Source organism: Hymenobacter jeollabukensis, from assembly GCF_005771675.1.
In the GTDB taxonomy this organism is placed as follows: domain Bacteria; phylum Bacteroidota; class Bacteroidia; order Cytophagales; family Hymenobacteraceae; genus Solirubrum; species Solirubrum jeollabukense.
Genome location: NZ_VAJM01000015.1, coordinates 39,817 through 63,360 on the forward strand (window position 1 = coordinate 39,817; position 23,544 = coordinate 63,360).

Consider the following 23,544-nt stretch of genomic DNA (forward strand, 5'->3'; position numbering starts at 1 on the left):
CCAGGTGGGCAGCGGGGCAAAGAAGGTCGAAATAAAAGAGCAAAATGATACGAATAATGATTAAAAATGAGAACGACGGGAGGCGGTGTGATGTTGTTACTATAGAATTAACATTCAATAAATCAGCTTTATATCATGGAAAACGCGCTCTGCTTACCCCTCGCCAAATCATTGCTTTTCAGCCTGCACACCACCGAGCTGGTGAAGCCCGGGGGCGCTAACTTACCGCTGCCGCCCCGCCTGTTTCTGCGCACCGCGCCCGGCCAGCCCGCCCTGATTATGGCCCTGTGCGGCACCACGGGCAAGCTTTTCCCCACCACGAGCTACGACGGTGGCCCGTTCCAGGTAGTAGGTGGCACGGCCTACGCTAGCCGGCAGGACCTGGGGGCTTTCTTCCAGACCCAGCACGCCGGCATGCTGCCTGCTGAGGGAGCCGCCACGCTGCTGAGGGTGGACGGCAGCACCCGCGAAGTGCGCCCTGAGAAAGGCCGCAAAAGCTTTGGCTTAGCCCAGCTGTACGCCGTGCTGGAAGCCACTTACATCGACGTGCACTGCCCGCAGCACGGGCCTTACGAGGGCTATATTATCGTGTTTGACGACGAGGGCAAGGACCGCCGGCGCCCCATCAACCCGCTGACCACGGCTATGTGGTACGAAACCTATCCGCTGGAGCACTACGCGCCCGTTGACGTGGTGGCTGGGCCAGTGCTGCTGATGAAGTCTGACCTGCTGCGCTAAGTTCTGCTGGCAGCCGCTCCGATACCGGAGCGGCTGCCTGACTGCGCGTCTCACTTCCTACTGACCCAAGCCGATGCCCGTTACCCCGAAAATGCCCCCTGCTGCCGCCCTTACCTGCAAGCTGGAGGCCCTGCGGGCGGAGCTGCGCTGCATCCTGCAGCACCCGGCCATTGCGCCGGTGCGCCGGCAGGCAGCGGAAGCCTTTATTTGCCAGTGCACAGACGCAGTACGGTTAGAGCAGTGGCTGGCCCTGGCTGTGACCGAGTGCGGGCAGTGGGAAGAGCGGGTCCTGGCCATGGAGGAAAAGCCGGAAAGGTAATTCGTAAATCAAGTGAGCACCCCGCACGTAAACAGGCTACCTTTCGCGCTTTATTCTGTGCCTTTTTAGCCTTGCTTCCATGCCCAAATTACCTAGCCCCACTGTAGCCTTTACCGAACCCCTGACCAGCCCGCCGCGCGTGCACCGCGTCAGCACGCTGGCTGAGCTGTTGAAGATATCTGGCACGCGTAAGCGCATCGTGGAGGCCTGGGGGGTGTCGGCCCGCACCTACGACACCCGCAAGCGCAGTCCTATTACCTGTACTGTGGGCGAACTGCAGCAGCTGGCGCTGGTGCTGCAGGTGTCGGAGGAGGAACTCTTTGCCGTCGTGCGGGCCGAGGCTGCACAGGCAGATGTAGATGACACTGGTGCCTGACTAACCTCGTCCAGGGTCAGGCTAGACGATGTCCTGGGGTGGTCTACCTGTGGTGGACACGTTGCTAAGGTAGGTGATGGGCAAGATCGGTTTCGAACTGGTGGGGCGAGCGGTAGCCCAGGGCGGAGTGGCGGCGGTCGAGGTTGAAGTAGGTGTCGAGGTAGTAGGCCACTTCCAGGCGTGCTTCCTCCAGACTGACAAAAGAGCCAATATGAAGCAGTAACTCGGTTTTGAGGCTACTCCAGCCAGCTTCGGCCTGGGCGTTGTCATAAGGGTTGCCCGGCCGGGCGTAGCTGGCGACGGCTCCCGCCTCGTGGATGCGCTGGCGGCACGCGTGACTGGTGTACTGGCTACCGCGGTCGGCATGGATGATGAGGCCCGGGGCGGGCTGGCGCAGCGTCAGCGCCTGCTCCAGGGCCGCCAACACCAGTTCCGTAGGCATCTGCGCGGCTAGGTGCTGGCCCACCACGCGGCGCGAGCAGGCGTCGCGCCACGTGGCCAGGTAGCACCAGCGCCGCCCACCAGCGGCAGGTAGGTGATGTCCCCGACCCACACCTGGTCGGGGGCAGTGGGGACCGGCCGGCCCAGCAGCCGGTTGTCGGCCACAACCGCGTCCGGATCGGCCTGCGTGGTGCGCGGCCGCTGGGGGCGGGTGCTAAGCGCCCGTTGCCCGCTGGCACGCAGCTAGCCACGCAACGCACAGCGGCCCCCCGGTGGCCCTCGGCCTGTAGCTCAGCGCGCAGACGCCGGGTGCCGTAGGGCCCGGTGTGGCGCGTAAGCGCCTGCTGGGCGGCGGGCTGCCAAGTGGGTGCCGGCAGGGGCACGGCGGTGCACCATTGGTAGTAACCGCCGCGGCTCGCGCCCAGCACCCGGTACAGGTCGCTGACGGGCCAGGTGCCGGCATGGGCATTGACGAACAGGTACTTGCTCACGGCTGAGGCGTCGCGAAGATGGTCACCGCTTTTTTTAAAATGTCGCGCTCGGTTTCCACGTGCTTTAGCTCGGCGCGCAGGCGCTTAATTTCGTCGCGTTCGGCGCTGCTGGGCACGGCCTGCGCCAACGCCGCGCGTTGCCAGCGGCCCAGCAGCGCCGGGGAAAGGCCCTGAGCACGGGCCACATCGCTCTGGCGGGCACCGGCGGCGACTTGGCGCACGCACTCGGCTTTGAATGCGGGCGTATATTTCTTGCGGGGGACGGGCTGGCCGTCAGGTGCTTTCTGGTCTGGCATCGGCAAGGAAAGGTAAGACTCCTCCGTGTCCGCTCGCGTTAGACCACCTCAGAAAATGAAACGGGCAATGACAAGAATTAAGCTTCAGGCAAAGTCATGTCGCTGGCGTGAAACGCGACCATGAAGGATTGGTGGAAAAAGGCATATGCCAAGCTAGCGCTATCAGTAATGAACGGCACCTGCGGGTCGTTGGCACTGCTGCCAATAGTGGGGGGGACTGTAAGTCAGTAATGTGGTGAGAGCTGTTAACCATACTGTCCGGGCACCTAGCCACTACCAACTCAACGTACTGGTTCGTTTGACTTTTAGCTATAGCCACGTTCCCAAGCGCACTCTTATCAGATAATTGATTTTATATAAATATTATAATTAATATTTGTATTTATGAAATAAATTTCGAAGTTGCACATGCAGCTTCTTATTCCTAAGTAGTGGCTTCTTCCAGGCATTTTACAAAGCGCAGTAGGCTAAGCTCCACCCATTGCGCATGAGGAAAAAAGTGGAAGGAGTGCCGAATCCGATAACCGTATATTAGAAAAGTTAAAGATTTAGCGCCCTATCACTAGTACTTAAACCAGGTATGGATAGAGCCACATCCGGTACTAGAACTCCTTCACCAGTTATCGTTTTGTACCTGCCTTAACAGACAAGCGCATGGCATTGCATCTTTACCCCAACTTCGGGATTTTCCCCGTCTGCGCCTGGAAAACCGAACTATTCAGCGCAAAAGAGCACCATCCAAAACCTCCGCATGTGAGGAAAACAAGGGGGATGGTTAAACCGACATGGCTATTGCTATTGGCGTTGCTATTGTGGCACACGGCGGCACGTGCCCAATGGACTTCGCAAAACTTGGGCACCACGACCACTAATCGCGGAATCCAGGATTTCGATATGCCAAATGCTAACGTTATCTGGGGTGTCCAATACGATGCCAGCGGAACGACTCCCTCAGCACCTGGTTCGGGGGTAATCTTATCTACGAACGGTGGTACGAGCTGGCTCAGCACGAATGTGGCGACCCCAAACTTCGGCACCAAGAATATTGCCAACGTCTCGGCCATTGATGCGGCAACTGCCTACTTTTCATGCTACAACCCAACCAGTGGCGGAGGGCTTCTGGTAAAAACCACCAATGGGGGCGCCAGCTTTACTGAGGTTGCCACGCCCACTTTTACCTTTTTGGATTTTGTACACTTCTTTAACGCTACTACAGGTCTTCTGGTGAGTGACCCGAGCGCCGGGGAATACGAAGTGTTTCGCACAACGAACGCAGGAGCTACCTGGACGCGGGTACCTGGTGCTAGCCTGCCAAACCCACAGGCGGGTGATGCCGCCATCGTTAATCAATTTTCCACATTTGGCACTCATATCTGGTTCGGAACGGCCTTAGGCCGTGTGTACCACTCGCCAGACCAAGGCGTAACCTGGACACAAAGCGACACCGGCATTCCTGCGCCGAATGGAGTAGCGTTGGATAACTTGACGTTCACGGATGCGCTCAATGGGTTGGCAGTAGGCAGCAATGGTACTGTGGCACGCACCACCGACGGCGGAACAACATGGACGACCATCACTCCTTGCGGGGCGTTTGCAAGAAGGCGAATTTCTGCGGTTCCAGGTTTGCCAACCACTATGGTTGGCATCAGCTACGATGCAACAAATTTAGCTTCTTCCGTTACCTATGACGGCGGTCAAAGCTGGACTCCTATCAACACCGGCACTTCCTTTTCAACGGTGTATTTTTTTGATGCCACGCACGGTTGGGCCGGTGGCTACTCCCAAGCCGGTGGTGTGGGAGGCGTATACAAGTATACAGGAACAGCGCTTTCACCGCCCGTTGTAACGGCTCTGGGGGGGCTTCGGTGTGGCGCCGGCCCCGTTACGCTAACAGCTAGTGGCGCCCCGACAGGAGGGCAGTACCGCTGGTACACCGCGCCTGCCGGGGGCACGTCAATACCCGGCGCGATTACGGCTTCATTCACGACCCCCAGCTTAAGCAACACGACAACATACTATGTGAGCGCAACCACCGCGTGCGGAACTTACGAAACTGCTCGTACGGCCGTAACAGCCACAATTGCGACCGCACCCAGCGCACCCGTGACCGTAGGCGCCTGCGGCATCAGTTCGGTTACCCTTACTGCTTCCGGTAGTCCTGTTGGCGGCTCATACAGGTGGTACACGGTATCCTCGGGGGGAACGCCCATAGCCGGCGCCACCTCGGCAACCTATACCACGCCCGCGCTAAGCACGACCACTACGTATTATGTGAGTGCTGTGACCAGTACGGCGAACGGGGGCTGCGAAAGCACCCGCACTCCCGTTACCGCAACCCTGACCTCAAACTTGAGCGCGCCAACCGCAACCGGCGCTACTACTACCGGTTGCGGCGCCGGCTCCGTCACACTAACTGCCACTGGCGCTCCGGCGGGCGGAACCTATGGGTGGTACACAACTGTAACCGGCGGCACCCCCATACTAGGCATTACCTCGGGCTCCTATACCACACCGGTGCTGAGTGCGACCACCACTTACTACGTAAGCACTTTCACAAGCGCGGCTAATGGTGGCTGCGAAAGCCCAAGAACGGCGGTCACGGCGGTCGTCAAACTTCAGCCCACCGCCGCCATTGTGCCTGCAAGCAGCACAACGTTCTGTTCCGGCAGCGTGACATTGGCCGCGAATGCCGGGGCTGCCCTGTCGGCTGGGAGTACTACCGCGCTCAACGCGCTGGCAGGAAGCGGCACGCCCATAATCTGCGATTGTCCACCTGGTTATGTGGCCGTAGGCTACACGGGGCGTACAGGTTCTTGGATGGACCAAGTGCAGTTGGCTTGTAAACAGTTACGCGCTGACGGCACGCTGGGCAACACGGTCGTGTACACCAGCTCCAATGGAACGAGTACCGGAGGAGGAGCCACCGGCCCTTATTTGTTCCCCGACAATACCGTCATGGTAGGTGCCACGGCTTATACCAATAGCAATTATATTGCCAGCCTGCAAGGATATGGCCAATCCGTCGCCTACATCGCGGGAGTGGGGGCGAACAACAATACGCCGACTACCAATGGCCTGATGAGTGCTGCCAGCCTTGGGAATGTACTGGGTACGGTGTATGCGCCGAGCGGAGCGGTCATCACGGGCATGTCTGGCTGGAGCGGCTTGTATACGTCAGGAATCACCTTCCGCTACACTCCCATTGCCCAATTCCTGGAAACGTATCTGTGGAGTAACGGTGCTACCACTCCCACCATTGTAGCGGGCACATTGGGAACTTATACCGTTACGGTGAGCAACGCCCAAGGCTGTTCGGTTACTTCTGCACCGATCACCGTGACCGCAACAACAGCCCCACCGGCCCCCAGTGTAACAGGCAACCGCCGGTGTGGCACCGGGGTCGTCACGCTTACAGCAACCGGTGCGCCTTCCGGTGGATCGTACGCTTGGTACACGACGGCTACGGGGGGAGTTCCGATTAACGGCGCTACCTCAGGCTCCTACACGACTCCGGTGCTGGCGCTTTCCACCACTTACTATGTGAGCGCTCTGAGCGCATCAAGCTGCGAGGGGCCTCGAACTCCGGTCATCGCTACGATTGACCCAGCGGTGCCCATTCCCACCGTTACTGCTCTGCCCTCTACGGTCTCGTTGGGGCAAGCAACTACTCTGAGCGTCACAAGCCCCGTCGCCGGGACCATCTATGCGTGGTCGGGCCCTGGTTTGACCAACGCAACGGGTCCGACCGTGACCGTGGCGCCACCAGCGACCGGCCCCAACACCTATACCATAACGGCCAATGTGGGGAACTGCTCAGCCAATAGCCAGTTGACCGTTGCTGTTACGCTTCCGCCACCCACTATTACCGGCTTTACGCCTTCCGCCGGTCCAGCCGGTACCAGCGTGGTGATCACGGGCTCGGGCCTCCTGGGTAACACCGCTGTAAGCTTCAATGGCGTAGCGGCCACCTTCTCCGGCGTAACGAACACCGCCATTACGGCCATTGTGCCACCCGGCGCTACGACCGGCCCCGTTTCAGTGACAACCCCGGGCGGAACGACCAGCGGCACCAGTAACTTCACGGTAGTGCCCGTGACGCTGGCGGTCCAAGCCGCGGTGTGTCTCAACGCGGGCACGTTTGCCTTGACGGGCGGTTCGCCCGCGGGCGGCACGTACACCGGCCCAGGCGTGAGTGGCGGACAGTTCAACCCGCTTACGGCTGGTGCTGGCAGGCACACCATCACCTACTCGTACACGCTGAATGGTGTGACCAGCACGGCCACGCAGCCGCTGACGGTATCTGCCTTGCCCAGCGTGACGTTGGCGGCCTTTGTCCCGCGCTGTCAAGGCAGCGCGGCTTTCATTCTGGCCGGTGGGCTACCAACTGGCGGCACGTACTCTGGGGTGGGCGTGAGCGGCGGGCTCTTTAACCCGACCATGGCGGGCGTAGGCACGCACACCATCACTTACAGCTATACGGATGGCAACGGCTGTACGGCGTCGGCCATCCAGACCATTACTGTGCTGCCGACGCCCACGTTTGCCAGCTCGGCCACACAGGTGTGCACCGGTCAGCCCGTGACGCTGACGGTGAGCAACGCCGGCCCCGGCGCCACTTACCTGTGGAGCCCCGGCGGCCAGACCACGGCCAGCATTACTAATTCGCCCACGGCGGCCACTACCTACTCAGTGACGGTGACTAACGCAGCGGGCTGCACCTATCCGTTTAGTCAAGTTGTTACCATTAGTCCCTACACCATTCCGTTGGGGACGGTGAACCTATCGTTGCCGCTTGCCAACGCGCAAAACCTTGAGCCTGCAGGAACTACCCTATCGTGGGCCCCCGTCGCGCAAGCCGTGAGCTACGATGTGTATCTGTGGCTGTCATCGAGCCCAGTAGGCCAGCCGGCGACGCCACTAATTTCCAACCTGACCAGTATTAACCTAGCGCTACCAGCTGCGTCGTTAGCCTTTGGACAAACCTACAACTGGCAGGTGGTGGCCCGTAACCCATGTTTTAGTCGGGCCAGCGCGGTGCGCACTTTCTCCACTAGGTTCCTGCCTGACTTACGAGTCACCAACTTGGCAGCCCCGGCTACCGCTACGGTGAATCAGACCCTCACCGTAAGTTGGCGGGTAACTAATAGCGGCGCGGGTGGTACAGGAAGCACGACCTGGACCGATTATGTGTACTTGTCCCCCGACCACGACATTAGGGTTGCGGAAGATGTATTGCTTGGACAATTCCCAAACCAGCAAGCCCTACAGCCCAATCAATCCTATGTGCAAACGTTAGATTTAGCAATTCCGTCGACTGTTAGAGCTGGGAGTTATCATCTGTATGTGCTTACTAATCGAATCGATGCCTATTGCCAGAGTGTGTTCATTAATGGGACAGATTCGTGTTCCACGGTTAGGGGAATCCACTCTCCCCCAACCGTGACCGAAACCAATATAGCAAACAACTGGCGCCATCAACCACTCACGATTCAGTACCCCGCAAGTCTGCCGGACCTGGCGTTAGGACCAATAGGAGTGCCGTCGGTCGCCTTCACCAGCAGCCAACTAAATGCGACCTACCGCCTGATAAACCGAGGTACTGCGTCGGCCCGCGGTAATCTTTCCTTCCCTAGTGGTCCCTACCTCTGTGACGGAAATTATTGGTTGAATAGCTTTTATCTATCCCGTGACTCGATGCTGAGCACCGCGACCGATGTATTGCTGAGCACAGAGAGATTTTTCCCGCGAGACGTAAAGTTTGGCGCGCGTGCAACCGTATTCGTGCCTGGGACCGTCACATCTGGTGGGGGAGGCTCCAGCGGTAGCTACCAATGCGCACCAGGAGCATTAACTCACTCTGATGTTATTGAGGTAGACAGCTCCCTAGTCACCCGTGCGGCTCTTGTAATTCCCTTCAATACCCTCAGCGGCACTTATTACGTGCTAGCGGTGGCCGACGCTGGCGATAACGTGCTGGAAGGTTACGGCGAAAACAACAACGTGCGGGCCAGTTCCCCTATCGCCATCACCTTGGCTCCTCCTCCCGACTTGGTGGTGACACAGGTGACGGCTCCGGCGACGGCCGGAGTAGGCCATACCCTGGCCGTAAGTTGGCAGGTACAAAATGACGGCGCCAAGGCGCCTGACGCGAGTGAAACGGTATGGTACGACAAGGTTTTCCTTTCCCGGCTGCCCACCTTTAACCCCGACTCAGCCATAGCATTGGGTGAACTTATGCATACGGTGGCCACCGCGCCTTTCGGACCGGGTGCTCGTTATAGCCAAAGCCAATCGCTACCATTGCCCCGGGGGCTGAGTGGACAGTTCTACGTCTACGTTTGGACTGATGCGCACAACCAAGTATTTGAATACAATGCCGATGGCAATAATATCAGCCGCAGCCCCAATCGAGTCAATCTGACCTACACCACCTATCCCGACCTGGTGGTTACCAGCATCAGCTTGCCCGATACCGTCGTGTTCGGCCAACCCTACACGATGAGCTGGACTATCAAGAACCAAGGCCTCGCAGCTACGGCGGGGGCCTTTGTCGACCAGATCGTAGCTTCTGCGGACACGTTGCTTAGTAGCAGCTACGCGGTTCAGAGCAGTGCGGCTTATAGCGGGATTATACAACCTGGCCAGTCCGTGACCCGGCAGCTCACTCACACCTTTTCTTACCAGCCGGCTTTGGCTAACCGCCGGGCGTACTATTTTGTGCGCACCGATGCCACCGATGCCGTGTACGAATACGGCCACGAGAACAACAACCAGTCGGGCACGCACCGCGTGGGAAGGGGCGGAGTGTTCATGAAAGTGGTCGTGAGCAGCGGGACTGGGCCAAGTAGTGGGCCTTTGCCCGTACACGACTTACGCCCACTTGCGCTGAGTGCGCCCGCCAGCGCTGGCTCCGGCAGTCGCATAAATATGACGGCACGAGTCCGCAACTTTGGCCCCGATTCTATTGCCAGTGGGACTTGGCGTGACGTGGTGTACCTCTCTACCGATACAGTACTCAGCGCAGGTGACCAAAACCTAACCTATATAAGTCGGCAAGCTACCCGCGCAGCGGGCAATAGTTATAGCCAGAGCCTGGCCGTGACGCTGCCCAACGGCATCAGCGGCATGTATTACCTACTTTACTCTACTGGTGAATCAGCCAGCGGCGTATACGACGCTGTACCGGCCAATAACGTGCGGTTTCGACCAATCGCTATGCAACTTACATCTCCTGCCGACCTGGTTGTGACATCAATGGTCAGCCCTGACAGCTTGTATGCTGGCCAAACAATCCGGCTGCCCTACCGACTGGCGAACCAAGGTGCGGGTACTACCGTGCTGAGTCGTTCCCCTTGGTACGTGGGTGCCTACTTAAGCACCACGCCTACGTTGACTGGGACCGCGCGACAAGTAGGCAGCCGTCCCCTCACCCAGACTCTGGCCGCCGGCGCTGCCCTGGTCGATACGGTTACCTTTACGGTTCCGAGTACTTATCTAGGCAATTACTACCTAATCGTAAAAGCTGACAATAGCGACGACATCTATGAGTACAATGCTGAAGGCAACAATACGCGGAACCAGCCCGTGTACGTGCAAGCGGCCCCACAAGCTGACTTGGTGGTGACGGACGTAAGCGGTCCTGCCACGGCCCTGTTAGGTGTTCCAACCACGCTCAGCTATACCGTCCGTAATACGGGAGCGTATGCTACGGTTGGCACTCTCACCAACAACCTATACGTATCTAACAACCGACCCTACCTCAGCGCGGGTGATCGTTTCTTTGGACAACAGACCCTTCAGGGGCTGGTACTGGCACCAGGTGCCCAGCTAACCCGTACCGTCACGGCCACGCCCCTTGCCCTTAAACCCGGCTACTATCGCAGCGTTGCCCAGGCTAATGCTCTTCAGCAAGTAGCTGAAACCAACTACACCAACAACCGGCTGGTTGGCAGCGACTCCACGCACTGGGACGTGTCAGTGCTACCACTAGGTGTCCAGGTGCGTAACATCCCGTTGGCTGCTACCGACCACCTCTTTTACCAATTGACCGTAGCCGCTAACCTAGACGTATTGTTAACCCTGTCCAGCAATCTGACAACTGGCTCGAACGAGTTGTACGTAGCCTACGACCGCATTCCGACCAGTTCCGATTACGATTATCGGTTTACCACGCCGGAATCGCCAATTCAGCAGATTGTGCTGCCGGCTACACATGCGGGCACCTACTATATCTATGTCCGAAACGCTTCGCAGAGCCCAATACAACAAGTGAGCCTGCTGGCGCAACCCCTCCCTTATTCAATTCGGAGCATTACCCCATCCACAGTGGGTAAAGGCGTGGTTACTACGGCGCTTAATGGGGCCGGATTCCGCAGCGGCATCAGGGTGCGCCTGCGCAACAGCAGTTCCTCGATAGTAGCGACGGCACAGGTAACCCGTTTCATCAGCACCATGGAATTGCGGCTGCGCTGGGACCTCACCACAGTGCCGGCAGGAGCTTATACCGTAGAAACCGAAAACCCTAACGGGGATATGCAACAGCTGCCTGACGGCTTGCATATAGTGCCAGCGACTACTTTCTCGGTTGACTATCAAGAACAGGCACCGAGCACGCTACGAGCCGGACGTTCGGGAGAGTTTGTCTACAGCTTTCGCAACACATCGAACGTCGACATTCCCGTATTGCACGGTCAGTTTAGCATGCTTAGTGGCGCCCAGATAACCAATGTGCGGGGCACAGCTGGCAATCCTCTACTAGGCTCTCGCTGGAATTTGACTTCAACAGCTGGTGCCACGGCCGTGAAGGATTGGTATGCTCCAGGTGATGGCCTCGTTTACGTGCCCTTCATCGCACGCAATGTGCCTCCTGGAGGCCAGGTTACCATACAATTCACGGCAGGTTTACAACACTACCGCAGTAACGAACTTACCGTGAGGCAGCAGGCATTCGCCTACGAAACCTCCGACCTACTTGCACGGTTAGGTGCGCAAATTGAAACAATGCGTCGCTTTCTGCTGGCAAATCCTGTAGAACTAAAAGTGAACGTCTCACCGGCCATGATGGCACTGGTCGCGAACCGAAAGGCTTACGCTGATACCTTGCTTACCCGCTTGTTCAGAGTCGGGCTACTTGAGCCCGCTGATACGGTAGGGTTTGATTTTACCTGTGATAGCTGCCTGCATTTGGACAGTGCTCCTGTAACAAGCACTGGCCAATTGTTCAACTCTGGCTATGCTATAGCGACACAGGACACCACTGGCGTCGCATTGTCTGCCAATGGGGCCTATCGGTGGAAAATAAACAAGTATGGTGGCCAGGCGGGGCAAGCCCTGGGATGGGACCTGCTACGCGTAAACGGTACCTTGGCGGTACAAGCCAGCCCGTCCCAACCTTTTGTAATTCAAGTCACCTCTTTTTCATACCTAAATCAACCGGGCCTGCTGGCGGGTTGGTATCCTGCGGTCGATGCTAGTTGGCCCATTGCCATTGCCAGTGGCGGCATTACCGGCTTCGCCGCAACAAAGTTTAGCGTTGACGCCAGCCGATTTAGCGCACATAACAACCTGTACGGCGGGAGTTTTAGCGTGCACCAAGCCGGCGATACGCTAAAACTTGTTTTCACGGCCGCGCGTCCTGGTCTTGGCATGGCCGGTATACCCGGGGCCCCCGGGGCCCCGGGCGAGCCTGGTAGCCCAGGTGGGAAGGGAGGATCTGGCAACAATACGATAGCTCCCGGAGTCGGAGGGAAGGGTGGACAAGGCGGCCCGGGCATTCCAGACTGGGCTGCTCCTAACGGCATTGCTGTGCCGGCGGGCAATGGCGGCCGGGGTGGCGAAGGCGGCGACCCGCTCCCGAATACCTCAAACCGGGGGGGGCACGGCGGTGACGGCGGAGATGCAGGTGATTTTGCCCTGAACTCCAATGGTACTCTGACTGGAGCAGGGACTGTAGGGTTGGGTGGTAGCCCGGGGCAAAGCAGCGCTGGCTACCCGTCGGGGAACCCTGGCAACGCCGGACAGGTAAGCAGTCGAACAACTGCGCCTGTCTCAACTTCACCAGACGCTGGTACTGTGGTATTGAGTAGGGGGTTGGGTGATATCAATAATCCTGCAGGGAAATCATGTAATCCCTTACCGGTTTCGGACGACTTATGCGACGCGACAGTTGATGCGCTTGGCACTATGGAAACATTTTTCAATGAAAAAGCCAAGTTCAAAAGAAAGGGGGTTGCTTACGTTACAAAGTACTTATCAAAGGCTGTTGCGCCAGGTGACCCAATGACTGCTTGTACCCTGGATGCAATGGTAAACTTTGTAGGCGATAGAGTTGAGTTGATTGGGCCAGAAGACCTAAATCCTGTAGGTGTAGCGGTATTTTTTAAGGATTTTACTATCGCAGGGTTACAGTTGGGCCTTCGGCTTTACAACTGCCAAAACCAGTTTGGTAGGGGTAAAGGGCAGGTTGAACCAGGCCATATTGACCAGGTAGGAGAGTGGATAAATCTACTGGATATTGGAAAGGGTTTTAAACTGGATTGGCTTGTTAATGGCAGCATTTATGCCTTGAAAAAGCTGTGTGTCCCAATAGTGAACCCTTGTGACCCGAACGAAATCCAAGGACCAGAGGGATACGGTCCTGCTAAGATCGTAGCGGCCTCGGCTACGTTGCCTTATAAAGTGCTGTTTGAGAATGACTCAGCACAGGCATCTGCCTCTGCTCAACGCATTAACATCCGGGTGCCTATTGATCGAAATCTCAACCCGCTGAGCGTACAATTGGGGGATGTGAATTTCCATAACCGCACCATGCATATTCCCTCTGGGCTGGCTAGTTACCACACAGTATTCCCACTGGCAGACTCCATTGGAGTGGATGTAGAATTAACAGCTGGGGTAGATGTGGTGCGTCGGGAATTGTTTTGGGAGTTCCAAGCTATTGACCGGGCAACCGGCCTACCGCCGGCTAACCCACTGGCTGGATTCCTGCCAGCTAATTCCTCAACCCACGATGGTGAAGGGTTCGTCTTGTTCTCCATGCGTCCACGCCGAGGGGCGGTCACGGGTGATTCCATCAAGGTAAAAGCCGCTATCGTCTTTGACAACAATGACGTGATTGACACGAATGAAACGCTAAACACCGTTGATGCCGTGGCTCCGCATTCCTTGGTTAGCCCCATAGCGGCAGCGGCCGACTCCGTATACCAGATTCGTGTTCTGGCCCAGGATGATACCGGTGGTAGCGGGGTGCGCAGCTTTGACCTCTATGTTTCAACGGACGCACAAAACTATCAGCCCTACCTAGCCGGACTTACCGCTTCTCCAGTATCGTTTACGGCGCGCGCAGGCCAGAACTACTATTTCTACGCGCTAGTGACCGACAATGTCGGCAATGCGGAAAGTGCGAAAACCGCATTTGAAGCCTCAATAGCACCTTGTCCGCTGCCAACAGCAGTACAGGTGCTGAATATTACGACCACTACAGCCGGCGTAGCCTTTGTGGGCAGTCTTCTAGCCACCGGGGGATATCAGGCAATTGCCACACCCGTAGGTGGTGGAGCTCCCGTTAGCGTGCAGGGAACAAGTTCACCATTAGTCTTAAACGGACTCAGTCCAGGCACTAGTTACACGCTCATTATACGTGGCGACTGCGGCGGGGCGGATAGCTTCACATCTCCAATCCTTTTCACTACTGCGGGAACACCATTACCCGACCTGGTGGTGAGCACCAACCAGACCCTACACGGCGGTAATTATCGCAACGTGACCATCGTGGCCGGCGGCATCCTGCACCTCACCTCATCGCTGACGGTGGCGGGGGCTATGAGCGTACAAACCGGTGGAATGCTCGACACGCACCCGGCTGGTACTGCTTCTTGCGCGCTGGTGAGCGGTACGGGTAGCTTCGAGCTAATGGCTGGGGCCACCTTACGCATCTGCGACCCAGCCGGGATTACGCTCAGCGGCAGTACGGGCAGCGTCCAGGTGGAGGGAACCCGCCGCTTCAGCAGCGATGCCAGCTACGTGTATGACGGCCTTGCGCCCCAGGTAACTGGCGCGGGCCTGCCAGCTCAGGTACGCTACCTCGGCAACGTGGGTGAGCCACTCGCGCTAAGTCAGGCCGTGAGCATCGCGCAGGTGCTGGAAGCCAACGCCGCCTTCAACACGGCCGGCATGAGCTGCACGCTGCTATCTTCTGCCCAGGGCACGGCCCTAGTGCGCTACAACGACACCACGAACCCAACCATGACTGGTAACGTGACCGTGCAGCGCTATATAGACCCGGCCCAGAACCCCGGCCCCGGCTACCGCCACTACGCCTCGCCGGTCATCAACGCGCCGTTTGCCGACCTGACCACGTCGGGTTTCACGCCCACGCTGAATCCGGCATATAATACGGCCGCCCAGCCCAATACTGTAACGCCCTTCCCCACCGTGTTTGGCTACGACGAAAGCCGGATTCCAACCACCGTGAGCAACTACGGGGCCTTCGACAAGGGCTGGTTCTCGCCCGGCGGCAACTTGGTAACAGGCCGCGGCTACACGGTGAACATCCCGGCCACGGAGAAGGTGGACTTTGTGGGCCTGCTCTACAACGGCACCCTGAATCTGCCGTTGAGCTTTGTGCCCAGCGCCGTGCCTGGCTGGCAGTTGCTGGGCAATCCCTATGCCGCGCCCCTCGACTGGAGCCTAGTGAACCGCCCGGTCGGCATGGACGCTGCCATGTACGTATTCAGCTCGACCGGACAGTATACCGGCAACTACCGCGCCTATCTCAACGGCATCGGCAGCGGCAGTCCCATAGTGCCCAGCAGCCAGGGATTCTTCGTGCGCACCACGGCTGCGGCCACGCTCACCGTCACCAATGCGGCCCGGGTCATTGAGTTCCGCACCACCGACCCCACGTTCCAGCGCGGCAACGACCCGCGGCCCCAGCTGAAGCTGGAATTGCAGGCCGGCACGCCCGCGGCCCCCACAGGCCTAGCCGATGCCAGCTACCTTTACTTGGAAGCCGGCGCCACTACTGGGGTAGATGCTGCCTACGACGCCGTGAAGTTGGGCAACCCCAGCGGCCTCAACCTATCATCGGAAGGTCCAGGCGCTGCTACGGCATTAGCCATCAACGGCATGCCGCTGACCAGCCTAAGTTCAGCTACTGTGATTCCGTTGCACGTGGCCCTGCCGTCATCGGGCACCTATACGCTGCGCGCGGCCAGCCGGCTCAACCTGCCGGACAACTTAGATATAGTACTCACCGACATGCTCACCGGCCAGCGCATCGACCTGCGCCACCAGCCGGACTACCAGTTCGCGGCCGTGGCAACTGCGCCGGTTACCGGCCGCTTCTTCCTCAACCTAGTGCCCGGGGCGAACCCGCTGGCCACTACGACTGGTCTCACCGCCTCTAACGTGAGCGTGTTTCCAAACCCCACGCACCAAGCAGTGACGGTATTAGTGCCCGCCGTACGCGGCGCGGCCACCGTGGAGGCCACCCTTCTGAGCGTGCTTGGCCAGACAGTACACCAGCAGAAAGCGGAACTGCCTGCCACGGGCACCCGCCTCACGCTCGACGTCTCGGGCCTGGCATCTGGGGTGTACATGCTGCGCCTGCAGGCAGCCAGCGCAACCCTTATCCACCGCGTGGTGGTGGAATGACACTAGTAAAGGGTATCATGTATCCGAAAAGTCCCGGCTTATGCTGGGACTTTTTATATACGCATGTATAGAAATACGTCGTGTGCTTCGTTTCAGCAAGAGCACGAGAAAGGCAATCTGAGGTGGTGGAGTTGAGCCGGACAGAATTGGGACGTATTTCCCGACTGTCATGACCCCGACTTCCCACGAACCCAAGCCGGACAAACGGCGCAAATACGACGACGCGTTCAAGGCCGAAGCCCTGCGTGACTACCTGTGCCAGTTGGACTATCGGGTTAACGAAAAGCGCGTGCGCCGCCTCATGCGACTGATGGCCCAGGAGCCGATCTACTTCAAATCCCGCCTGTCTGCGCCCGGCGAAGGCGTCACGCGCTGCCCCTACCTGCTCCAGGCGCGGGTGCTGACGGCCCCAATGAGGTCTGAAGCACCGACATCACCTGTATTCTGATAACCGAAGGCTTCCTGTACCTGGTGGCCGTGTTGGACTGGTACTCCCGCTTCGTGCTGAGTTAGGAGTTGAGCAACACGCTGTACACAGGCTTCTGCCTGAAGACCCTGCATGCAGCGCTGGCCAGCCAATCCCCCCTTTATTTTCAACTCCAACCAAGGCAGCCAGTTTACCAGTCGACCCTTCAAGCAGGCCCTGCTGGCCGCCGGCTGCCGCATCAGCCGCGAAGGCTGGGGCCACGCCACGGATAATGACTTTATCGAACGCCTCATTGAACGCCTCTGGTGCTCGGCCAAATGGGAGTGCGTGTACCTGAACCCGGCCACTGACGGCCACCACCTATACCCGCAATTGCACGCTTACTTCACATACTACAACCACCAGTGCCCCCACCAAGCCCTGAACGGCCGAACCCCGGCCCAATTCTTCGCCCAAACCCCTGCATTCATCCCCGAGCACATTTGCTCAATAAAACTCGCATAAGCTGTCCAGTTTTTGGGAGTAGTACAGCCAGCAACCAAGTTGCCCGGGGCCAGACAGCGGCCGCCGGCGCTTCCGAAGTCCGGTGTGGGCTAGTGGTTGTGTGGCAGTCCAGGCAAGAGGTTGCATTGTTCAGACCCTCCTTTTACTGCTTCAGGCAATAAGACATTGCCTGCTGAATGAAACCAAATGACCTTCGCCCTTGGCAAAGAAGCCAAAGGTGAATTAGACGGCCATGTCTATATAGTTGCTGCCGGCATTCCATCTCTGCTTTTCACCCCCAATACAGCGCAAGTCTTAGCGCCACCATTCTTCTCCCTGTTATGAATGTTTTTTCTTCCCTTGGTACCCTGGTAGTTCTGGCCTTGCTGGCCGCCAGCTGCAACCTGCTCGGTGTAGACTCAATTATTTGCGGAAAGCCCCCACAAATTGCTTGCGTTACAGGAACCGTACTGGGCGAAACCTGTCCAGCCGGGACCATCATCCAGCTGCACCACAGTGTCGGCGGAGAAACCATCACATACGGTTTCGGGGAGCGAACCAGCGCACCTATTCCCATGTCATCTCGACCTTCGATGACCTGGGTCAACTTGGCGCCACCGGTACTGTCCTGTCGTTTTCTTATCGGTTAGACGGTGATGGGACTCCCCGCTTGGTCAAATGCCCTGAACCGACCCAAAGTCTTATCGTGCAGCGGTGTTACACGCTGGAAAACCTCTCAGCTGGCAGTTGTTCCGATCAATAGGGGCGGTTGCCGGCTGGCTCCTGCCCCGGCCATATCCAAGCCGTGTGGAGAGTAAGCAAAAAACACGTCGTGCTGAGCCCCGCCGAAGCATCTCGTCCGCTTCGTGCGCCCGAAATCATCCGGTAGCAACACTTCGATGAGTTGCCAGGTGGACGGTCTAAAGCTTCTTATGATACCTACCTCGGTATTGTCCACTGTCCACAGATCCTGGCAGAAGTTAGCGAAGTCGTTGCTCAGGAGAACTGGCACCGGCACCATTGGGATGTGCTACAGGCATTAGAAATAGGTTCTTCAGCGAGGCCCGAACCCATACTGCCCAAGCACGAAACCACGCCCGGCAGAGCCGCAAAAAACGGGGAATTCGGCCGTTTTTGCCAAGGCAATTAATCGACAAGCAAAAAATCAAACTCTTTTCTTGAGGTGAAAAAAGCGCTTAAACTGCTGGGCCTAGCGGTAGGCTTGCTACTGCTGACCGGGCTGGGTTTTGTTTTGTACGTGAACCTGCGTGGCATTCCGAGCTACGCGGCTCCCAAGCCGAGCGTGGCGCCCGTTGCCGCCACGCCCGAGCAACTGGCCCAGGGCGAAAAACTGGTGCTGGCCGCCTGCGCCGATTGCCACCTCGACCGCAGTACCAATACCCTCGCGGGCCAGCGCCTGCGCGACGTACCGCCCGAATTCGGCCAGCTCTACTCCGCCAACATCACCCGGGACGAGCAACACGGCATCGGCCGGTGGACCTACCAGGAGCTGGTGGGACTGCTGCGCACCGGCATCGGGCGCGATGGGCGCTACCGCATCATCATGCCCAGCTTCGTGCACATGTCCGACGACGACGTGCGCAGCATCGTGGCATTTTTGCGCTCCAACCACCCGCTGGTACGGCCCCAGGCTACGCCCTCGCACCCGCAGGAACCCTCGTTGCTGGCGAAGGTGCTCGTCAATACGGTGATGAAACCCACGCCCCTGCCCGCGGAGCCGGTGGTGGCGCCCCCCCCCACCGATGCCGTGGCCTACGGCCGCTACCTAGTAGTGGGCCGCTACAAGTGCTACGACTGCCACAGCAAGGACTTCAAGACCAACAACCACCTGGAGCCGGAGAAATCGGCGGGCTACCTGGGCGGTGGCAACCGACTGATGAACCAGCAGGGCCAGCCCGTGGTGGCGCGCAACATCACCGCCGATGCCGAAACCGGCCTGGGCGACTGGACGGAGCCGCAGTTTGCGCAGGCGCTGCGGTTCGGCCAGTCGCCCAACGGCCCGCTGCACTACCCCATGCCCAAATACTCGCGCCTGACCGACGAGGAAGTACACGCGCTGTACGCTTACCTGAACTCGGTGCCCGCGCTGCGCAATGCCACGCACGAAGACGGCGCGGCTACGGCCGCCCGCTAGGCCCCGGCCGCGCCAACGCCCCTCTCCCTCCTACTCTGCCGACCCATGCCCCGCATAATCACGCTACTCCTGCTGGCCGGCCTCGCGCTGGCCGCCACGCCGACCACGGCCCAGAAGCGGGCCGCCCCCGCCGTAACTGCGTTTCTGCGCCAAGCCATGCGGGAAAACCACATTCCGGGCCTGGCCTACGCCGTGGTAAAGGATGGCAAGGTAATTCAGCAGGGCTACGAGGGCGTAGCCAACCTGGCCTGGAACGCGCCGGTGGACGCCGAAACCGTATTTCAGACGGCCTCCTGCTCCAAGCTGTTCTGCTCGCTGCTGCTGGGCCGGCTGATCGATAAAGGCCTGCTCTCCCCCGACGAAACCATCGGCCAGCTGCAGGACTCCATTCCGTATTACTGGCGCGATATCACCATCCGGCAGCTGGCCTCGCACCAGTCGGGCATCTGGATAGCCAAATTTGGTCCGACGAAAACATCGCGGGAGGCCTTCAACGCGGCTAAGGAGCAGCGCATGGAGTACGAGCCCGGCACGCGGGCCGGCTACGTTAGCTCCGACTATTGGATCCTGCAGTATTTGCTGGAGCAGAAGCTGCATCAGCCTTATTACACCCTGCTTAAGCAGCACGTACTCGACCCGCTGGGCATGCGCCACACCTTCGTCAACCAGAACGACGACAACGGCATCCGCACGCACGAGGTGCTGCCCCGGGAGGCCGCCGTGTACAGCTACTTCGACAACCGCTACCACGTCAGCGACATGCAGTTTGGCCGCACGGGCTACACCGCCGGTGGGTTGTACACCTCGCTGACCGATTTTACCCGCATTGCCCAGGTCCTCGACGAGGGCACGTTTTTAAAGCCGGCTACCCAGGCTATGCTGCTCACCGGCAGCCCGATGAAAACCGGCGGCACCGGCTTTGCCGGCCTGGGCTTTATGGTGGAGCAGTACCAGGGCCACCCCGTAGCCGGGCACAGCGGCGGCCCCGCCCTGGCCGATTTCCTCCGCTTCACCGACCAGAAGCTCACGCTGTTGGTGCTGACCAATCAGCGCGGCTTCTACCCCTACCTGGCTAAGGGTATGGCCACCTTCTACGTGCCCGGCCTGCAGATGCCGGAAGTGCCCAAGACCTTCTGAGCAGTGGCGCCGCACCATTAAACGGTCAGGCAGAGACGCATCATCTTGCGTACTGCTTGATCGGTTGCGCTTACCGCCAAACGCCGCAACGCCTTGCCAGGACAGCCTGGCAAGGCGTTGCGGCGTTTTAGGGCCGGGGCAGCGTGGAGGCCGGGCGCTCCAGCAGCACCACGGGCTGCTGGTGGTAGTCGGTGCGGGCAAACTCGGCGTACCCGCACTTGGCGGCCACGCGCAGGGAGGCCGCGTGCGCCGCGTGCACCAGGCACACGGAGCGCGGCGGCAGGTAGGTATCGGCCCAGGCCAGGATGGCCCGCACCGCCTCGGTGGCGTAGCCGCGGCCGTGGTGGCTGGGGGCCAGCACCCAGCCGGCCTCGGGGTAGCCCTGGAGCGTGGGTCTGATGGCGCGCTGCCACTCGGCGAAACCCGCCGCGCCGATGCACTGGCCGGTGGCTTTTTCCTCCACGGCCCAGTAGCCGAAGCCCAGCAGGTGCCAGAGCCCCGTGTTCTGCAACAGGCGTTTCCAGACGTCTTCGGCGGGCAGGGCGGCCCCGTTCAGGTACTGGTAAAAGGCCGGCTGCTGCCACATGGCCAGCAGGGCCGCAAAGTCGTCGGGGCGGTGGCCGCGCAGCCGCAGCCGCTCGGTTTCGAGTTGGGGAATGGTCATCGGGGAAGGATTAGATAAGGGAAAAGACAATGGCAAAACCGACGGTCAGGCTGGCAAAGGCACAAAAAGCCCCAGCCGGATACGGCCAGGGCTATGGGGACGCAGTACCGTCGTTAGCGTACTACCCGCACGCGCACTTCCATCGGGATGATCTGGGTGCCGTCTTCGAGGGTGAGCAGGAAGAAGTAACTGATCTGGGTGGGCTTGGTGGCGTCGGCGGCCACCAGCGGGGCGGGGCCGAGCAGGTTCAGGCCGGTGGCGCCCACATCGAGCAGGGCACCTACGCGGCTGCGGTAGGTGGCGTAGTCGAGCAGGCTGGAAGTGAAAGTGATGCTGTTCGTGCCGTTGCCGGCAATGGGCGTGGCGCCGGGGCTGGCCGCGTTGCCGTTGAAGTTCAGCGCCAGCTCGGCCGGCGTTACCGGGCGCGAGGCGATGGTAGCCGTGGCCACGCTGGCCACCGTGTTTTGCAGGTAGCGCAGCCCGGCCGCGCCGGTTACCACCCGCGTAATTTCCTTGATGCGGCCCTTATCGACCGGAATGGAAAACGTGATGGAAAACTGGCCCGGCTGGGCCGCCGTGGGGGCCGTGGCCACCGGGGGCGTGGCGCTGGTGAAGGCGCCCGGCGCCGTCACGATGGGAAACCGCTCGAAATACTGGGCGTTGCTCACCGTCACCGGGATGGCGGCCAGGCTGTCTTCCAGTGGCCCCAGGCGGGTGTCGCCGTAGTCTTTTTCGCAGGAGAGCGTACTGCCGGCCAGCAGCAGCAGGGCGCCAAGGCGCAGAATCGTCGTCGTCATCAGAAAGCAGGGAATAAGGGTGCAAGGGCCGGTTAGTCGACGTCCCACCACACCGGGACGGAAGTGCCGGGCACCGGGCTGGGCGCGTTTTTGGTGTTGCCCGACAGCTCGGAGGCCGGGTACACGAAGCGCTTGGGCAGGGTGCCGTCGTCGCCCTGGGGGTTCAGGGCCAGGGAGAGGCGCGGAAAGCCCGTGCGGCGGTAGTCGTTGTAGGCTTCGTAGCCGTTGCCCACCCAGGCAATCCACTTCTGGGTGATAATCTTGTTCAGGTTTTTCTGCCGGCTGACCGCGTCCGCGGCCGGCGTCAGCGTCACCCAGCGCGGGTTGGCCGCGAAGTAGGCGTCCACGTCGGCGTCGGTGAGGCCGGCTTTGCGCATGGAGGCGCGCACGGCCTCGCGCAGCAGGGCCTGGGCGTCGCCGACGACGCCCAGCATTACCGCCGACTCGGCCCGGATGAACAGCACCTGGAAGTTCGTGAGCAGGCGAATGGGGGCCGCGCCGCTGGTGCCGGCCGGGTAGGCGCCATAGCGCGAGCGGTTGGCCAGGGCGGGGCCGGCGCCGGGCGTCCCGTTCTGAAAGCCCGTAAACACGCCCACCGAGGTTACCGTGCCGGTGAGGTTGGTGGTGGCCGTGGGCGTCGGGGTCGTGGTGAAGAACTTCGGCAGGCGCGGGTCGTTGCGCAGGGCCATGCTGTCGAGCAGGCGCTGGCTCAATAGCAGGTCGGTGGTGCGGTTGACGTAGTTGAAGCTGTAGATCGGGTTCTGGCTGCCGACGGAGGAGCCGTAGGGCACCTCGAAGTCTTCGTCGTTGGTAGCAATGTAGGCGCCGGGTCCCTTGGCCAGCACTTCCTCGATGATGGCCTTGGCCAGGGCCGGCTCCCGGACGCTGACGGTATTGGCCAGCTTCAGCAGCAGGGTGTTGCCCATCTTTTTCCACTTGGCCAGGTCGCCGGCATACACCGGGTCGTCGGTGGCGCCGGGCTTGAAGGTGCTGGGCTTGTCCAGGTCGGCCAGGCCCTCCTTCACCAGGTCGAACAGGCTCTGCACGCCCTGGCCCGCGTTGCCCTTGTAAATGTCTTCCTGCCGGTCGAAGCGCGGCTGCAGGTTGTCGAAGCGCCGCAGGGCCTCGGAGTACGGTACATCACCCCACAGGTCGGTGACCAGGGCAAAGTTGTAGGCTTTCAGCAGCTTGCCGATGCCCGCGTAGGCCGGGCTGTTCACGCGGTCGGCGGCCTCGATCATGCTCTGCGCGTTCTGCAGCACCCCGGCGTACAGCTCCAGCTGCCACTGGTTGTCGAGCCCGCCGCGGATGTTGTACACGTCCTGCCCGGTGCTCTGCGAGCCGGTGCCCGCCACGTGCTGCACCAGCAGGGAGGTGATGCGGCTGATTTCGTTGCCATTAGCGAAGCCGGTGCTGATGACCGTGCTCGGCAGCAGGTTGGATGGCGAGGCCACCAGCGGGTTGTTGGGATCTGTGTTGACGTTCAGAAAGTCGTCGCAGGCGGTGGTGCCGGCCAGCAGCAGGGCCAGCGCGGCGGCACCGAAGGATTTCGTTGCGTTCATGGAAT

15 protein-coding genes are annotated in these 23,544 nt (G+C 59.8%); 9 read left to right on the forward strand and 6 right to left on the reverse strand.

Translation table 11 applies throughout. From position 1 onward, the window contains the following. The first annotated feature begins 171 nt into the window (after window positions 1-171). From FDY95_RS22210 to FDY95_RS22220, 3 genes are all read left to right on the forward strand, one after another. The gene (locus tag FDY95_RS22210) at window positions 172-738 is read left to right on the forward strand and encodes a hypothetical protein (protein WP_138081152.1); all 567 of its coding nucleotides are present in this window, start codon (window positions 172-174) and stop codon (window positions 736-738) included. A gap of 73 nt (window positions 739-811) precedes the next feature. Then, window positions 812-1,057 carry a hypothetical protein gene (locus FDY95_RS22215; protein ID WP_138081154.1) on the forward strand — a complete coding sequence of 82 codons (246 nt, stop codon included), beginning with the start codon at window positions 812-814 and terminating at the stop codon, window positions 1,055-1,057. A 79-nt stretch (window positions 1,058-1,136) separates the two neighbouring features. After that, window positions 1,137-1,433, forward strand: coding sequence for a hypothetical protein (locus FDY95_RS22220; RefSeq protein WP_138081156.1), 297 nt, complete (start codon window positions 1,137-1,139; stop codon window positions 1,431-1,433). Between the two features lie 64 nt (window positions 1,434-1,497). Here FDY95_RS22220 and FDY95_RS22225 read toward each other — a convergent pair whose 3' ends face one another. The 3 genes from FDY95_RS22225 to FDY95_RS22230 form a co-directional block, all read right to left on the reverse strand. Next, a complete protein-coding gene (locus tag FDY95_RS22225; RefSeq protein WP_246074111.1) occupies window positions 1,498-1,935 on the reverse strand; it encodes a DDE-type integrase/transposase/recombinase in 438 nt (145 codons plus the stop codon). Continuing rightward, the gene (locus FDY95_RS26865) at window positions 1,884-2,039 is read right to left on the reverse strand and encodes a hypothetical protein (RefSeq protein WP_246074113.1); all 156 of its coding nucleotides are present in this window, start codon (window positions 2,037-2,039) and stop codon (window positions 1,884-1,886) included. Before FDY95_RS26865 ends, FDY95_RS22225 begins: the two co-directional genes overlap by 52 nt. Window positions 2,040-2,361: 322 nt before the next feature. Further along, a complete protein-coding gene (locus FDY95_RS22230) occupies window positions 2,362-2,661 on the reverse strand; it encodes a transposase (RefSeq protein WP_138081160.1) in 300 nt (99 codons plus the stop codon). A 1,635-nt stretch (window positions 2,662-4,296) separates the two neighbouring features. Between FDY95_RS22230 and FDY95_RS22235 the strand changes: the two genes are divergently transcribed. The 6 genes from FDY95_RS22235 (at window position 4,297) to FDY95_RS22260 (ending at window position 20,516) form a co-directional block, all read left to right on the forward strand. Further along, window positions 4,297-16,314, forward strand: a complete 12,018-nt coding sequence (locus tag FDY95_RS22235; protein WP_246074112.1) for an Ig-like domain-containing protein — start codon at window positions 4,297-4,299, stop codon at window positions 16,312-16,314. Window positions 16,315-16,483: 169 nt separating this feature from the next. Then, window positions 16,484-16,762 (forward strand): hypothetical protein, encoded by a 279-nt coding sequence (locus FDY95_RS22240; RefSeq protein ID WP_138081164.1) that lies wholly within the window; start codon window positions 16,484-16,486, stop codon window positions 16,760-16,762. A gap of 111 nt (window positions 16,763-16,873) precedes the next feature. Beyond that, window positions 16,874-17,245, forward strand: a complete 372-nt coding sequence (locus FDY95_RS22245; protein WP_138081166.1) for an integrase core domain-containing protein — start codon at window positions 16,874-16,876, stop codon at window positions 17,243-17,245. Window positions 17,246-17,565: 320 nt separating this feature from the next. Next, window positions 17,566-17,874 (forward strand): hypothetical protein, encoded by a 309-nt coding sequence (locus FDY95_RS22250; protein WP_138081168.1) that lies wholly within the window; start codon window positions 17,566-17,568, stop codon window positions 17,872-17,874. 533 nt (window positions 17,875-18,407) lie between these two features. Continuing rightward, window positions 18,408-19,379 (forward strand): c-type cytochrome, encoded by a 972-nt coding sequence (locus tag FDY95_RS22255; RefSeq protein ID WP_138081170.1) that lies wholly within the window; start codon window positions 18,408-18,410, stop codon window positions 19,377-19,379. Window positions 19,380-19,424: 45 nt separating this feature from the next. Continuing rightward, complete coding sequence (locus FDY95_RS22260; RefSeq protein ID WP_138081172.1) at window positions 19,425-20,516, forward strand: serine hydrolase domain-containing protein; 1,092 nt, start codon at window positions 19,425-19,427, stop codon at window positions 20,514-20,516. Between the two features lie 127 nt (window positions 20,517-20,643). On the opposite strand, the gene FDY95_RS22265 is transcribed toward FDY95_RS22260, so the two are convergent. The 3 genes from FDY95_RS22265 to FDY95_RS22275 form a co-directional block, all read right to left on the reverse strand. Beyond that, on the reverse strand, window positions 20,644-21,180 hold the full coding sequence (locus tag FDY95_RS22265; RefSeq protein WP_138081174.1) for a GNAT family N-acetyltransferase: 537 nt from the start codon (window positions 21,178-21,180) through the stop codon (window positions 20,644-20,646). A 113-nt stretch (window positions 21,181-21,293) separates the two neighbouring features. Further along, window positions 21,294-21,977 carry a hypothetical protein gene (locus FDY95_RS22270; RefSeq protein WP_138081176.1) on the reverse strand — a complete coding sequence of 228 codons (684 nt, stop codon included), beginning with the start codon at window positions 21,975-21,977 and terminating at the stop codon, window positions 21,294-21,296. Window positions 21,978-22,009: 32 nt separating this feature from the next. Further along, the gene (locus FDY95_RS22275) at window positions 22,010-23,539 is read right to left on the reverse strand and encodes a SusD/RagB family nutrient-binding outer membrane lipoprotein (protein WP_138081178.1); all 1,530 of its coding nucleotides are present in this window, start codon (window positions 23,537-23,539) and stop codon (window positions 22,010-22,012) included. Between the last annotated feature and the right edge of the window lie 5 nt (window positions 23,540-23,544).

What these genes read in the sequence shown, in the direction of transcription:
- FDY95_RS22265 (WP_138081174.1), bottom strand. Translation starts at nt 21,180, where the DNA reads ATGACCATTCCCCAACTCGAAACCGAGCGGCTGCGGCTGCGCGGCCAC.
- FDY95_RS22215 (WP_138081154.1), top strand. Translation starts at nt 812, where the DNA reads ATGCCCGTTACCCCGAAAATGCCCCCTGCTGCCGCCCTTACCTGCAAG.
- FDY95_RS22270 (WP_138081176.1), bottom strand. Translation starts at nt 21,977, where the DNA reads ATGACGACGACGATTCTGCGCCTTGGCGCCCTGCTGCTGCTGGCCGGC.
- FDY95_RS22235 (WP_246074112.1), top strand. Translation starts at nt 4,297, where the DNA reads ATGGTTGGCATCAGCTACGATGCAACAAATTTAGCTTCTTCCGTTACC.
- FDY95_RS22250 (WP_138081168.1), top strand. Translation starts at nt 17,566, where the DNA reads ATGAATGTTTTTTCTTCCCTTGGTACCCTGGTAGTTCTGGCCTTGCTG.
- FDY95_RS22275 (WP_138081178.1), bottom strand. Translation starts at nt 23,539, where the DNA reads ATGAACGCAACGAAATCCTTCGGTGCCGCCGCGCTGGCCCTGCTGCTG.
- FDY95_RS22220 (WP_138081156.1), top strand. Translation starts at nt 1,137, where the DNA reads ATGCCCAAATTACCTAGCCCCACTGTAGCCTTTACCGAACCCCTGACC.
- FDY95_RS22230 (WP_138081160.1), bottom strand. Translation starts at nt 2,661, where the DNA reads ATGCCAGACCAGAAAGCACCTGACGGCCAGCCCGTCCCCCGCAAGAAA.
- FDY95_RS22245 (WP_138081166.1), top strand. Translation starts at nt 16,874, where the DNA reads ATGCAGCGCTGGCCAGCCAATCCCCCCTTTATTTTCAACTCCAACCAA.
- FDY95_RS22240 (WP_138081164.1), top strand. Translation starts at nt 16,484, where the DNA reads ATGACCCCGACTTCCCACGAACCCAAGCCGGACAAACGGCGCAAATAC.
- FDY95_RS22260 (WP_138081172.1), top strand. Translation starts at nt 19,425, where the DNA reads ATGCCCCGCATAATCACGCTACTCCTGCTGGCCGGCCTCGCGCTGGCC.